Source organism: Amycolatopsis sp. WAC 04182 (assembly GCF_003947465.1).
Lineage (GTDB): Bacteria > Actinomycetota > Actinomycetes > Mycobacteriales > Pseudonocardiaceae > Amycolatopsis.
Genome location: NZ_QHJJ01000001.1, coordinates 1,247,307 through 1,260,172, shown reverse-complemented (window position 1 = coordinate 1,260,172; position 12,866 = coordinate 1,247,307). Strand labels below are relative to the sequence as shown.

Below are 12,866 nucleotides of genomic sequence, written 5' to 3'. Positions count from 1 at the left end.
CCCAACATTTCACCAACGGTGGTTGTCGGGCATTGATCCTACGTGGGCTGCTCGGAGTCCCACGCGGGGTCGGTCGGAGCATCCTCGCCGGGCCATCCGGTCGCCGGGTCGATGGCCATTGAGTTCACCGACGAAACCTGGTTCCCGCCGCCGCGTTTCGCCTGGTACATGGCCGCGTCGGCGCGGGCGAGGACCTGCTCGGCCCGTTCCTGCGGGCGGAGCGAGACGAGGCCGACGGAGAGGGTGACACCGTGCGAAAGATGGTGCGGCAGAGATGCGACGGCATTCACAGAACGACCCAGCGCCTGCTTCGCCGCGGAGGCCGGAGCCCCAGGTAGAAGCACGATGAACTCGTCCCCGCCGTAGCGGGCGACCACGTCGTCGCCGCGCAGGGCGTCGCGCAGCGTGCTCGCGATGACACGGAGCACGTTGTCACCCTCGGCGTGCGACTGCTTGTCGTTGACGTCCTTGAACCCGTCGAGGTCGACCAGCGCGACGGCGAGCGGCTGGGCGTCGGCGGACGACGCCAGCGAACGCAGCTTTTCGTCGAGCGCGCGCCGGTTCGGGAGCCCGGTGAGCGGGTCCTGGAGGGCCTGCTGGGTGATCGCGCCGTGCTCGGCGGACAGGCGTTCGTGCTCCCGGCGCGCGTTGAGCGTGGCGATCTGCGATTCCCGCAGCGACCACATCTCCGTTTCCAGGATGGTCGCGTAGTCGATCAGCGACTGGCTCGCCCCGGACGCGTAGTCCGGCGTGGTGTCGAGCCTGGCCAGCTCGCGGGCGAGGTTCAACCGCATCGACGGCAGCGAGCCGTCTTCGTTGTCCTCGCGAACCTCTTTGAGCACTTGCAGGGCGTCCTCGCGGCGGCCGTCGTTGTCCAGGCAGCGGGCCAGCGCGATGGCGATGATCTCGCGTTCGTGCGGGAACACCAGTTCCGGATGCAGCAGCGAGTTCAGGCGTTCGATATGGGACGAATCGGGCGACGCCAGCGCGGCGGCCGCGGCGAGCACGCCGACCTGGTCGATCGCGGGCACGCCTGCCTTGCGCGGGAAGAGCGACTCGGTGAACGGGCCTTCGGCGGCCTGGGCCATCGACGCGGCGGTGCGGAACTTGTCCGCGCCCTCGTCGTAGCGCTCGATGCGTTCGAGCCGCAGCCCCCAGCCCAGCAGCATCTTGACCCGGTTGATCAGCTGAAGCGCGATTTCGTGCGGGCTCGCGCTGTCGCGGATCGCCTGCGCGGCGCGGGCGATGGCCTCCTCGGCCGCCTCGTAGACGCCGAGCTGGTTCAGCACCAGCCAGCAGTCGACCAGGGTCGTGGACAGCATCCGGTCCCAGTTGCGCCTGCCGACCTGGCGGTCCGGGACCGCGGAGTCGTCGAGGATGGCCAGCGCCCTGGCGATCTCGGTGAGGGCGGCGTCCTCCTGTTTGGCGATCACGAGCCGTCGCCCGCGCATGGCGTGCGCGTCGGCCCGCATCAGCGCGAGACCGTGCCGCCTGGTGTGCGCGAGCATCTCGTCGAGCCGGGGCTCGGCTTCGGCGGCGAGGCCGCGGGTGACCAGCCTGGCCATCGCCGAATAACGCAGCAGCTGGGCGACCAGCAACGGTTCGCCGCGGCGCTGCGTCTCGTCGAGGAGTTCGTCGAGGCTGGTGACGATGTCCAGCTGCTCGGCGTAGCTGACCCGCTGGATGGCCGCTCCGAGTTCGCGCGCGCGACCGTGGAGCCAGGCGTCGGACATCTCCGCAAGCGCCGGCCGCCTGCCACTGGTCGTCGCGTCCTCGGTCAGCCGCACACACCCCCACCGTTGAAAACGCCGCTGGTCATCTGTTCGTCTGCTCCGCCGCCAGGATTCGAACCTGAACTGTCAGAACCAAAATCTGAAGTGCTGCCGATTACACTACGGCGGATCGATCCTGGTCAGGATAGCCATGTCGGAGACGTCCCCGTGCGCCCGGGGGTTGTCTCACCTTCGCGGGCACTCCACAGGGGACGAAACCTCCTGTACCGTAACTTACGGCATCGTAGGTAAGGTCACCCTTAGGGAAACCCTCGGGGTTGCGCACAGAAAAGAAGTGACTGCATGACGGCTACCCTGGACCGTTCCCAGAAGCCCGCGAAGGGCCCCAAGCCGGTAATCGAAGGACATCGATCGAGTGGCGTGCAGCTCTCGGTCTACCTCGGGGTCATCTTCCCGCTCGCCGCGCTGCTCGCGGCCGTCCCGTTCGCCTGGGGCTGGGGACTGACCTGGGTCGACGTCGGCCTGTTCGTGGTCTTCTACGCGATCAGCGGGCTCGGTATCACCGTTTCGTATCACCGCTACTTCACGCACGGCTCGTTCAAGGCCAAGCCGTGGCTGCGCGTCGCGATGGCGATCGCCGGCAGCATGGCCGTCCAGGGCCCCGTGATCACCTGGGTCGCCGACCACCGGCGCCACCACGCCTTCTCCGACCGCGACGGCGACCCGCATTCGCCGTGGCTGTTCGGGACGACACCGGTCGCCATCGCCAAGGGGTTCTGGCACGCGCACATGGGCTGGTTGTTCGACCGCGACCAGACCAACGCGGAGCGGTTCGCGCCGGACCTGGTGAAGGACCCGGCCATCAAGAAGGTCGACGACCTGTTCTGGCTGTGGAGCCTGCTCACCCTGGTGCTGCCCGCGATCCTCGGTGGACTGATCACCTGGTCGTTCTGGGGCGCGGTCACCGCGTTCTTCTGGGCCGGGCTGGTGCGCGTCTGCGTGCTGCACCACGTGACCTGGTCGGTCAACTCGGTCTGCCACATGATCGGCGAGCGCCCGTTCGCGGCCCGCGACAAGTCGGCCAACTTCTGGCCGCTGGCGATCTTCTCCTTCGGCGAGTCGTGGCACAACCTGCACCACGCCGACCCGACTTCGGCGCGGCACGGTGTGCAGCGCGGCCAGATCGACATTTCCGCGCGGCTCATCTGGATCTTCGAGAAGTTCGGCTGGGCCTACGACGTGCGCTGGCCGACCCCGCAGCGCCTCGCGCGCATCGCCACTGAAAGCAAATAGCGAGGTCGCGTTAGTCTTCTGCGATGGCGGGGAGAAGGCGGACCAAACGTGAAGCGGTCACCGGGGCGCGTCCTGTCGCCCCGGTGGCCCGGGTGCGGATGACGGGGACCGAGCGCAGGCAGCAACTGCTCAACGTCGCCAGGGCCCTGTTCGCGGAGAAGGGTTTCGAAGGCACGTCCATCGAGGAGATCGCGCATCGCGCGAACGTCTCCAAACCGGTGGTGTACGAGCATTTCGGCGGCAAGGAAGGCATCTACGCCGTCGTCGTCGACCGCGAGACGCAGCTCCTGCTCGACCGGATGGTCTCCACCCTCCACGGTGGACACCCGAGGGTGATGCTGGAGCAGGCGGCGATCGCGCTGCTCTCCTACGTCGAGGATTCCCACGACGGCTTCCGCATCCTGGTGCGGGATTCACCGGTCGCGAGTTCGACGGGCACGTTCTCGACCGTGCTCAACGACATCGCCAGCCAGGTCGAGCACATCCTCGCGCAGCAGTTCGCCGCGCGGGGCTACGACGAGAAACTCGCCGCGCTGTACGCGCAGGCGCTCGTCGGGATGGTCGCGCTCACCGGGCAGTGGTGGCTCGACGCCAGGAAGCCGAAGCGCGACGAGGTCGCCGCGCATCTGGTCAACCTGGCTTGGAACGGTCTGTCCAATTTGGAGCACAAGCCCAAGCTGCGGCTGTACTGAGCCGGCGCCGCGTCGCCGTAACGTTTCCCGGGCAGGGAGCGCTAGGACCCCCATTGAGGTCATTCAACTGGGGGAAGCACTGTGGAGAACCATCTCGCGCCCGCCGTCGAACAGATGGTGCCGCGGAAGAAGAGACCGTGGCTGAAACCTGTCATCGTCCTGGGTATCTTCGCTGTCATCGTCCTGCTGGGGATCTTCGCCGAGAATCCGTTGACGGCGTCGCGTACCGCGGTCGGCGCCTGTCTCAAGGGCAACGTCGACAACGCGGAAAGCATCAAGAACGTCGAGTGCGGTTCGCCGGAAGCGAACTTCAAGGTCGTCGGGAAGCAGGGCGGGAAGTCGGAAGGCGGGATACTGCTTTCGGGTGGGTCCGAATGCGACGAGTACCCCACCGCCGACCTGTACTACTTCCAGGGCAGGCAGACGGCTCCCGACGGCATCCTGCTCTGTCTGGAGAACCTCAAGAATCCGGGCGCGCGATTGCCGGCTGTCGGGGACTGCCTCCCCGGGGATGCCTTCGCGGCGAAGAAGCTCGAGACGGTGGACTGCGCGGGAGCGCACTTCAAGGTGCTCGCCATCGAAAACCGGTCCGATCTCGCCGTCGAAGACCTGGCATGCGCCTCGGTTCCGTTAACGGACATGAAGCTCACGTCGTACTCGGGCACGGGAGGGCTGATCCCGCGCGACCGAGTGCTGTGCCTCGACGAACTGAAGTAGATCGTCAGCGCAGGAGGCCGGTCTCCCGCAGGTGATCGAAGATGATCTTGTCCACCGCGGAGACCCGGTCCCGGTCCGCGTAACCGAGCCACGCGACCTCGTCGATCTCGCTGCTGGCCTTGAGCGTTCCGCCGAATTCGGCCGTGTAGCAGGTCATCCGGACCAGGAGCCCCGTCGCGTGGCCGTCGGCCTGCGCTTCGAAGACCCCGGCGGGCTCGATGCTCGCCGGAACGATCTCGACGGTCAGTTCCTCGCGGACTTCGCGGATCAGGGTCTCCGTGTCGGTTTCGCCGGGTTCACGTTTGCCGCCGGGCAGGTAGAACACGGATTTACCGCGCGACCGGGTGCTCAGGATCCGGCCGTCGCGTAGGTGCAGCCAAGCGATCTTGTCGATCATGGGTCAGCCCAGCGCCGCGGCGGTTTCGGCGGTGGTGAGCACTTCGCCCAGCCGCGGGAACACCTTCGTGACCGCCGATTCGTGGGAGATGGCGGCGATACCCGCCATCGCGTCCGAAACGGCGATGGTCTCGTAGGCGTGGTCGATCGCGGCCCGCAGCGTCGATTCGACGCCGTATTCCGTGGCTATCCCGGCGAGCACCAGTGTCTTCACGCCGAGTCCGCGCAGGAGTTCGTCGAGTCCGGTGCGGTAGAACGCGCCGATCGTGTGCTTGGTGATCAGGTGCTCGCCTTCGCGAGGCGTCAACTCGGCGACCAGTTCGCTGCCGGGCGGCTGCTCGTCGACGCCCGGCCGGTGCGCGCGCACGTGGACGATCGGTGAGCCGGCCGCGCTGAAGGCGTCTCGCAACAGGCCGGCGTTCGACACGACCTCGGTGCCTTCGATCGGGACGGTCTCCAGCGCGACGATCCGCGTCTGGAGGTCGATCAGGACGAGCGCCGTCGTCGCCGGGTCGATCTTCGTCATGGGGCGAGCCTAGTGTCCCTATGCTGGAGGTCATGGGGCAGAACAGGGAAGTGGTGGTCACCGGCGGCGGAACCGGGATCGGTTACGCGGTCGCGGCGGCGTTCGCCGCGCGGGGTGACCGGGTGACGATCACCGGCCGCCGGGAACAGGTCCTGACCGAGGCGGCCACGCTGCTCGGCGCGAACCCGGTCCCGTTCGACGCGGCCGATCCGGGCGCGGTGGAACGGGCGCTGGCCGAACTGCCGGAGCGTGTCGACGTCCTGGTCAACAACGCGGGCGGGAACACCGATTTCCGGAACGGGCCTGCCGAGGATCTGAAGGCCTTCGCGGCGAACTGGCAGGCCAACTTCGACGCGAACGTGTTCAGCGCCGTGCTGGTCACCCGCGCCTTGCGGGAAAGGTTCGCCGACGACGCGCGGATCGTCACGATCGGCTCCATCGCCGCGCGGACGGGAGCGGGTTCCTACGGTGCGGCCAAGGCCGCGTTGGAGGCGTGGAACGTCGACGTGGCAAGGGAATTCGGGCCGCGGGGGATCACCGCGAACATCGTCGCGCCCGGACTGGTCGGGGACACCGAGTTCTTCCGGGGCAAACTCTCCGACGAGCGGCGGGCGTGGCTGATCGGCAACACGCTGACCAAACGCGCCGGCGAGCCCGCGGATGTCGCCGAAGTGGTGGCTTTCCTGGCGAGCCCGGAGGCGCGGCACGTCACCGGCCAGATCATCCACGTCAACGGCGGCGCGCACCTCGGCCGTTAGGCACCCGGGGTGACCTTCAGCAGTTTGTCGTCCTCGCCTTCCGAAGTCGTGATGTAGAGCGAGCCGTCGGGCGCGCTTCGGACGGCGCGAAGCCTGCCGAACTTGTCGTCGAACTCGGGCGGCAGCGTCACTTCGGTGACCTTGCCCGCGTCGTCGAGGCGGAACAGCAGGAGTTTCTGGCCTTTCAGCGCGGTCACGGCCAGCGAGCCTTCGAGCGCTCCCCACCGCGATCCGGTGAGGAATTCCGCGCCGCAGATCGCCTCGGTGATCTCACCTGTCGTCCACAAAGGACTGACCGCGTCCGGGAAGCGCTGCTTGTCGGTCATCGGCACGCTTTCGTCGTAGCTGGTCTCGGTGCCGCCCTTGGACGGGTCCCAGCCGTAGTTCGCGCCCGCGGTCTCCAGGTTGACCTCGTCGTCGATGGTCGGCCCGTGCTCGGCGGTGAACACCTGACCGGTGCCGGGACGGACCGTGACGCCCTGGACGTTGCGGTGCCCGTAGGTGAACACACGCTGTTCGTTCGGGTTCGCCGACTTGATGAACGGGTTGTCCGGCAACGCCCTCCCGGTCTTCGCGTCGACACGGAGCACCTTGCCACCGAGACTCGTCCGGTCCTGCGGATGCTGCGGGCGGGCGGTGTCGCCGGTGCCGACGAGCAGGGCGCCGTCCGCGCCGAACGCGGGACGGCAGCCGGAGTGCCTGCCGCTGGGGTTCACCGGCAGCCCGGTCAGCAGGTCCTTGACCTTCGTGGCGCTCGCGCCGTCGTCCGACAGCCGCCAGGTGACCAGCCGGATGTCGACGGCGGTGTCGCCCTCCTTGTGGGTCTGGCAGGTGATGAACTCGCGCGACGTCGCGAAGTCCTTGCTGATCACCATCCCCATCAGGCCGCCTTCGCCGCGGACGTGCACGTCGGAGAAGTCGGCGGCGACGTCGCGTTTCGTGCCGCCCTCGACCAGGGCCAGCTTCCCGGGACGCTGGGTGACGAGGATCTTCCCGTCCGGCAGGAATCCGACGTCCCAGCCGTGTTCGAGCCCGGCCGTCACCTGCTCGACCTTCAGCGCCGAAACGGCGGGTTTCGAAGTGACCGGTGGTGCGCTCTGCACCGTCTCGCTCGACGCCCCTGAACAGGCCGTGACCAGCAAGGACAGGGAAGCGAACACGACGACGGCGGAAGTGCGCATGACCTCAGCATGCCACCGTGCTCGACCGCCCACTAGGGACGAACCGGTCAGCGCGTCAGGATCGCGGCCGTCTCGGCGTCGGCGGGAAGGAACGTCTCCAGTTTCAATTCCGACACCGTGACGTCGGCCGCGGTCGCGAACGTCGTGATGGCCGTGATCAGCCGCAGCTCACCCGCCGAAGTGGACAGGCGCATCGGCACGGCGAACCCGAGGTGGTCCGGGCCGGGCGGCCCCGGCTCCGGAACGTAACCTTCGAGTTCGGCCAGCAGCGCGGTGAGCCGCTCGTCGGGCGCGTGCGCGATCTCCTGCGTCAACCGTTCCAGGATGTGCCGCGCCCAATCCGCGAGGTTCAGCACCCGCGGCGCCATCCCCTTCGGATGCAGCGCGAGCCGCAGCGTGTTGACCGGTTCCTCGAGCAGTTCGGGCGCCACGTCCTCGAAGAGCAGGTCGAGCGCGTCGTTGCGGGCGACGAGCACGCCGTAGCGGTCGACGACGATGGCCGGGTACGGCCGGTGCCCGTCGAGCAGCCGCCGCATACCGTCGAGGACCGGCTTCAGCCTGGGATCGTCCAGTTCCGTTTCGGGGAAACCGGGGGCGAACCCGGCCGCGAGCAGGAGGCCGTTGCGCTCCCGGAGCGGGAGTTCGAGCGACTCGGCGACCCGCAGCACCAGGCCGCGGCCGGGGATCGACCGGCCGCCTTCCAAGAAACTCACATGCCGTTGGGTGGTCCCGGCCCGGAGCGCCAGTTCCAGCTGGGACAGCCGCCGCCGCTCACGCCAGCCCCGCAGGGCGGGACCGAATCCGGAAACCATGGTCGTCATCTTGGCCGAGTCGCGCGCGGCGCCGCCATTCCCTCGAAGGAATTGAGACGATTCCCCGCCGCGCGGATGCTTCCGGCATGAAATTCGGTCTGGTCGTCCCCACTTATCGGTCCATCCTCGACGCCGGGCGCACCGCGCCGGAAATGGTCGCGATCGCCGTCGAAGCCGAACGCCTCGGCTTCGATTCGGTCTGGGTCGGCGACACCCTCGCGCAGGCGCCCATCGATCCGTTGACGTTGCTCGGCGCGTTCGCCGCCAGAACCGAGCGGATCACCCTCGGCACCGCCGCGCTGCTTCCGGCGTTGCGGGATCCGCTGCTTTCCGCGAACACGATCCTCTCGCTCGACCTGCTCAGCCAGGGCCGGATCACGCTCGGCGTCGGCGCGGGGTTCGCCGGCCGCAGCGAACCCGAGTTCGCCTTCACCCGTGTTCCGTGGGAACGCCGTCGCGCCCGGCTCGACGACATCGTCGCGCTGTGGCGGCACGTTTGGAGCGGGAACGGCGGCCCGTTCCACGGCGAGGTGCTGCACTACGACACCCTTCCGGAGTACCCGGAACCCCACCGTCCGGGTGGTCCGCCGGTGTGGCTGGCCGCGTACACGCCGGGCGCGCTCAAGCGAGTGGGACGGCTTTACGACGGGTGGCTGCCGTACCCGCCCGACGTCGCGGACTACGCCGACGGGCTCGCGAAGATCCGCGAAGCGGCCGTACGCCCCGTGACGCCCGCGTTGTTCGCGACAGTGCTCATCGAGGAGGACCCGGTCCGGGCCCGCGAGCGGCTGGAGGACTACGCACAGCGGAATTACGGCGTTCCGCTGGACTTCGTCGAGAAGATCCAGGTGTACATCACGGGCACTCCGGCGCAGGTCGCCGACAGGGTGCGCGAATACCGGGACGCGGGCGCCGAACACGTGCTGATCAGGATCGCGACCCAGGAACCAGCCGAGTTCGACGAACAGCTTCCGAAGCTCGCCGACGCCTTGCCCCGGTAATCGCGCGGCGGACTGTCGGTGCCCCCACGTAGGCTGTGACGGTGACAAACGCTCCATTGTCCGGACTCCTTCATTCCATCCTTCCCGATCCGGCCCTGCGCGGGGTCGTGGAGCGGGCCGGTGCCCCGGTGCTCGAACTCCAGGGCGCGATCGCCACCCGCCAGCTGGTCGTGGGCGCCCTCGCCGCGGACGAGGGCGCCGGCCGCCCCGTGCTCGCGGTGACCGCGACCGGCCGCGAGGCCGACGAGTTGACCGCTTCGCTGAAGTCCTTCCTCGGCGAAGGCGCCGTCGCCGACTTCCCGTCCTGGGAGACGCTGCCGCACGAGCGGCTGTCGCCCCGGGCGGACACCGTCGGGCGGCGGCTGGAGGTGCTCCACCGGCTCAAGACGGGGGCCGACGATCTGCGCGTCGTCGTCGCGACCGTCCGCAGCCTCATCCAGCCGATGGCGCCCGGGCTCGGTTCGCTCGCGCCGATCGACCTGGTGGTCGGCGAGGAGCAGAGTTTCGAAGGGCTGCTCGAGCGGCTGGTCGAGCTCGCCTACACGCGGGTGGACATGGTCGAGAAGCGCGGCGAGTTCGCCGTGCGCGGCGGCATCCTCGACCTGTTCGGGCCGACGGCGCAGCATCCGGTGCGGATCGAGTTCTGGGGCGACGAGGTCAGCGAGATCCGCGCGTTCGCGGTGTCGGATCAGCGGTCGCTGCCGGGGGAGATCCGGCACGTCAGCGCGCCGCCGTGCCGTGAGCTGCTGCTCACCGAGCCGGTGCGCGCGAAGGCCGCCGAGCTGGCGACGACGTACGAGGCGGACGCCCAGCTCACCGAGATGCTCACCAAGCTCTCCGGCGGGGTCCCCGTCGAGGGCATGGAGGCGCTCATCCCCGTCCTGTGCGAGGGCGAGCTGGAGCTGCTGACCGACGCGATGCCCCAGGGCACGCACGTGCTCCTGGCCGATCCGGAGAAGATCCGGGCCCGCGCGGCCGACCTGGTCCGCACCGGGCAGGAGTTCCTCGAAGCGTCCTGGACCACGGCCGCCGCGGGCGGTCAGGCCCCGATCGACCTCGGCGCTTCCGCGTACCGGGACCTCGCGGGGGTCGCGAAGCACGCTCAGGAGACGAAGCGCCCTTGGTGGACGCTGACGCAGCTGGCCAGCGACGATCCCGACGTCTACCGCGTCTCGATCGAAGCCGCGCCGAACTACCGCGGCGAGGTCGAGCGCGCGACGACGGACCTGCGCGCGCACACGGCCGCGGGCGGGACGGCCGTCCTCGTCGTCGCCGGGCACGGCACCGCGGCCCGCGCCGTCGAGCAGCTGTCGGCGGGGGACGTGCCCGCGTCGCTCGCCGAAGGCATCACCGGTCCGTTGACGCCAGGCGTCGTGACGGTGACGTGCGGCGGTCTTTCGGACGGTTTCGTCTCGCCGGAGCGAGCCCTCGTGGTGCTGTCCGAATCGGACCTCACCGGTCGCGGTTCCGGCGCCGGGACGTCCACAAAGGACTTCAGCACCAAGATGCCTTCGCGGCGCCGCAACGCCGTCGATCCGCTCGCCCTCAAGGCGGGCGACTACGTGGTGCACGACCAGCACGGCATCGGCCGGTTCGTCGAGATGGTGCAGCGCACCGTCGCCGGCGCGACCCGCGAGTACCTGCTGCTGGAGTACGCCTCCTCCAAACGCGGGCACCCGGGGGACCGGCTGTTCGTCCCGACCGACCAGCTCGACGAGGTCTCCCGCTACGTCGGCGGCGAGCTGCCGACGCTGAACAAACTCGGCGGGTCGGACTGGAAGAACACCAAGGCCAAGGCGAAGAAGGCGGTCAAGGAGATCGCCGCCGAACTCGTGCAGCTCTACGCGGCGCGGCAGGCCGCTCCCGGGCACGCGTTCGGGCAGGACACCCCGTGGCAGGGCGAACTCGAGGACGCCTTCCCGTTCACCGAGACCAACGACCAGCTCGCCGCGATCGACGAGGTCAAGGCGGACATGGAACGCGGTGTCCCGATGGACCGCGTCATCTGCGGCGACGTCGGCTACGGCAAGACCGAGATCGCGGTCCGCGCGGCGTTCAAGGCCGTGCAGGACGGCAAGCAGGTCGCGGTGCTGGTGCCCACGACACTGCTCGCGCAGCAGCACCTCAACACCTTCACCGAACGGATGAGTTCGTTCCCGGTCAAGATCAGGGGGCTCTCGCGGTTCACGAACAAGCCCGAGTCCGACGCGATTCTCGAACAGCTCGCCTCGGGTGACGTCGACATCGTGATCGGCACGCATCGCCTGTTGCAGACCGGGATCCGGTACAAGGACCTCGGCCTGGTGATCGTCGACGAGGAACAGCGGTTCGGTGTCGAGCACAAGGAACACATCAAGGCGCTGCGGACCCACGTCGACGTGCTGACCATGTCGGCGACGCCGATCCCGCGGACGCTGGAGATGTCGCTCGCCGGGATCCGTGAGATGTCCACGATCCTGACCCCGCCCGAGGACCGGCACCCGATCCTGACCTACGTCGGCGCGTACGACGACAAGCAGGTCGGTGCCGCGATCCGGCGTGAGCTGCTGCGCGACGGCCAGGTCTTCTACGTGCACAACAGGGTTTCCTCGATCGAGAAGGCCGCGAAGCGTATTCGCGAGCTGGTGCCCGAGGCGCGTGTCGTCACCGCGCACGGGCAGATGAACGAGGACAAACTCGAGAAGATCATCCAGGGTTTCTGGGAGAACGAGTACGACGTGCTCGTCTGCACCACGATCGTCGAAACCGGGCTGGACATCTCGAACGCCAACACGCTGCTGGTGGAACGCGGTGACCTGCTGGGGCTCGCGCAGCTGCACCAGTTGCGTGGCCGCGTCGGGCGTGGGCGGGAGCGCGGGTACGCGTACTTCCTGTACCCGCCGGAGGCCCCGCTCACCGAGACGGCGCACGACCGGCTGGCGACCATCGCGCAGAACACCGAACTGGGCGCGGGCATGGCCGTCGCGATGAAGGACCTGGAGATCCGCGGCGCGGGCAACATCCTCGGAGCGGAGCAGTCCGGGCACATCGCGGGCGTCGGTTTCGATCTGTACGTGCGGCTCGTCGGCGAAGCGGTCGACGCGTTCCGCCGGCACGCGGGCGCGGACACGGCGGAGGAGGAAGAACTCGCCGACGTCCGCGTCGATCTCCCGGTGGACGCGCATATCCCGCACGACTACGTGCCGGGCGAGCGGCTGCGGCTGGAGGCGTACCGCAAGATCGCGGCCGCGCCCGACCAGGCCGGGCTCGACGCCGTCCGCGAGGAACTGGTCGACCGCTACGGCCAGCCGCCCGCCCCGGTGCGGAGGCTGCTCGCGGTCGCCGCGTTCCGGCACACCTGCCGCGCGGCCGGGGTCACCGAGGTCTCCGCCCAGGGCACGTCGATCCGGTTCGCGCCGCTGCCGCTGGCGGATTCGCAGATGGTGCGGCTGAAGCGCTTGTACCCCAAGGCTCTCTACAAGGCGGTGACGAACACGGTTTCCGTGCCGAAGCCGACGGAGGGCCCGGCGGGCGGGCGGATGGGCGCCCCGGCGCTGCGAGACGAGGAACTGCTGGACTGGTGCGCGAAGCTGCTGACGAATCTGATGAAGTCGCCGGCGCCCGTCGCGTGAGGAACTCCGAACTCGCGTGATCGGAGGCGTAACTCGCGTGATGGGAAGCAGAACTCGCGTGCTTGGAGGCGTGACTCGCGTGATGGGCCGAGCCCGAATCGCGACTTACGACCTGGTTCTCTCGCCGGGGCCGGTATGAGAGGGTA

Annotated in this window: 11 protein-coding genes and 1 tRNA gene; 6 read left to right on the top strand and 6 right to left on the bottom strand. The window is 68.8% G+C overall.

Going from position 1 to position 12,866, the window contains the following annotated elements:
- Nucleotides 1-38: 38 nt before the first annotated feature.
- Both DMH01_RS06340 and DMH01_RS06335 read right to left on the bottom strand, forming a co-directional pair.
- Nucleotides 39-1,787: a diguanylate cyclase gene (locus DMH01_RS06340; protein WP_125674121.1), complete on the bottom strand. Its 1,749-nt coding sequence runs from the start codon at nt 1,785-1,787 to the stop codon at nt 39-41.
- A gap of 43 nt (nt 1,788-1,830) precedes the next feature.
- A tRNA-Gln gene (locus DMH01_RS06335) sits at nt 1,831-1,902 on the bottom strand.
- A 173-nt stretch (nt 1,903-2,075) separates the two neighbouring features.
- Between DMH01_RS06335 and DMH01_RS06330 the strand changes: the two genes are divergently transcribed.
- The 3 genes from DMH01_RS06330 (at nt 2,076) to DMH01_RS06320 (ending at nt 4,435) form a co-directional block, all read left to right on the top strand.
- The gene (locus DMH01_RS06330) at nt 2,076-3,026 is read left to right on the top strand and encodes an acyl-CoA desaturase (RefSeq protein WP_125674120.1); all 951 of its coding nucleotides are present in this window, start codon (nt 2,076-2,078) and stop codon (nt 3,024-3,026) included.
- A gap of 98 nt (nt 3,027-3,124) precedes the next feature.
- Nucleotides 3,125-3,718, top strand: a complete 594-nt coding sequence (locus DMH01_RS06325; RefSeq protein WP_037318732.1) for a TetR/AcrR family transcriptional regulator — start codon at nt 3,125-3,127, stop codon at nt 3,716-3,718.
- A gap of 81 nt (nt 3,719-3,799) precedes the next feature.
- Nucleotides 3,800-4,435, top strand: a complete 636-nt coding sequence (locus DMH01_RS06320) for a hypothetical protein (RefSeq protein WP_125674119.1) — start codon at nt 3,800-3,802, stop codon at nt 4,433-4,435.
- Between the two features lie 4 nt (nt 4,436-4,439).
- On the opposite strand, the gene DMH01_RS06315 is transcribed toward DMH01_RS06320, so the two are convergent.
- Both DMH01_RS06315 and DMH01_RS06310 read right to left on the bottom strand, forming a co-directional pair.
- The gene (locus DMH01_RS06315; protein ID WP_125674118.1) at nt 4,440-4,832 is read right to left on the bottom strand and encodes an NUDIX domain-containing protein; all 393 of its coding nucleotides are present in this window, start codon (nt 4,830-4,832) and stop codon (nt 4,440-4,442) included.
- 3 nt (nt 4,833-4,835) lie between these two features.
- On the bottom strand, nt 4,836-5,357 hold the full coding sequence (locus DMH01_RS06310) for an isochorismatase family protein (RefSeq protein ID WP_125674117.1): 522 nt from the start codon (nt 5,355-5,357) through the stop codon (nt 4,836-4,838).
- A gap of 32 nt (nt 5,358-5,389) precedes the next feature.
- Between DMH01_RS06310 and DMH01_RS06305 the strand changes: the two genes are divergently transcribed.
- A complete protein-coding gene (locus tag DMH01_RS06305) occupies nt 5,390-6,115 on the top strand; it encodes an SDR family NAD(P)-dependent oxidoreductase (RefSeq protein ID WP_125674116.1) in 726 nt (241 codons plus the stop codon).
- On the opposite strand, the gene DMH01_RS06300 is transcribed toward DMH01_RS06305, so the two are convergent.
- Nucleotides 6,112-7,296 carry a sorbosone dehydrogenase family protein gene (locus DMH01_RS06300; protein WP_125674115.1) on the bottom strand — a complete coding sequence of 395 codons (1,185 nt, stop codon included), beginning with the start codon at nt 7,294-7,296 and terminating at the stop codon, nt 6,112-6,114. The two genes, DMH01_RS06305 and DMH01_RS06300, sit on opposite strands and share 4 nt — an antisense overlap.
- Nucleotides 7,297-7,343: 47 nt before the next feature.
- On the bottom strand, nt 7,344-8,108 hold the full coding sequence (locus DMH01_RS06295) for a helix-turn-helix transcriptional regulator (protein ID WP_125674114.1): 765 nt from the start codon (nt 8,106-8,108) through the stop codon (nt 7,344-7,346).
- Between the two features lie 86 nt (nt 8,109-8,194).
- Between DMH01_RS06295 and DMH01_RS06290 the strand changes: the two genes are divergently transcribed.
- Nucleotides 8,195-9,109, top strand: a complete 915-nt coding sequence (locus DMH01_RS06290; RefSeq protein ID WP_125674113.1) for an LLM class flavin-dependent oxidoreductase — start codon at nt 8,195-8,197, stop codon at nt 9,107-9,109.
- Nucleotides 9,110-9,165: 56 nt separating this feature from the next.
- The gene (mfd, locus tag DMH01_RS06285; protein WP_125674392.1) at nt 9,166-12,720 is read left to right on the top strand and encodes a transcription-repair coupling factor; all 3,555 of its coding nucleotides are present in this window, start codon (nt 9,166-9,168) and stop codon (nt 12,718-12,720) included.
- Nucleotides 12,721-12,866: the final 146 nt, after the last annotated feature.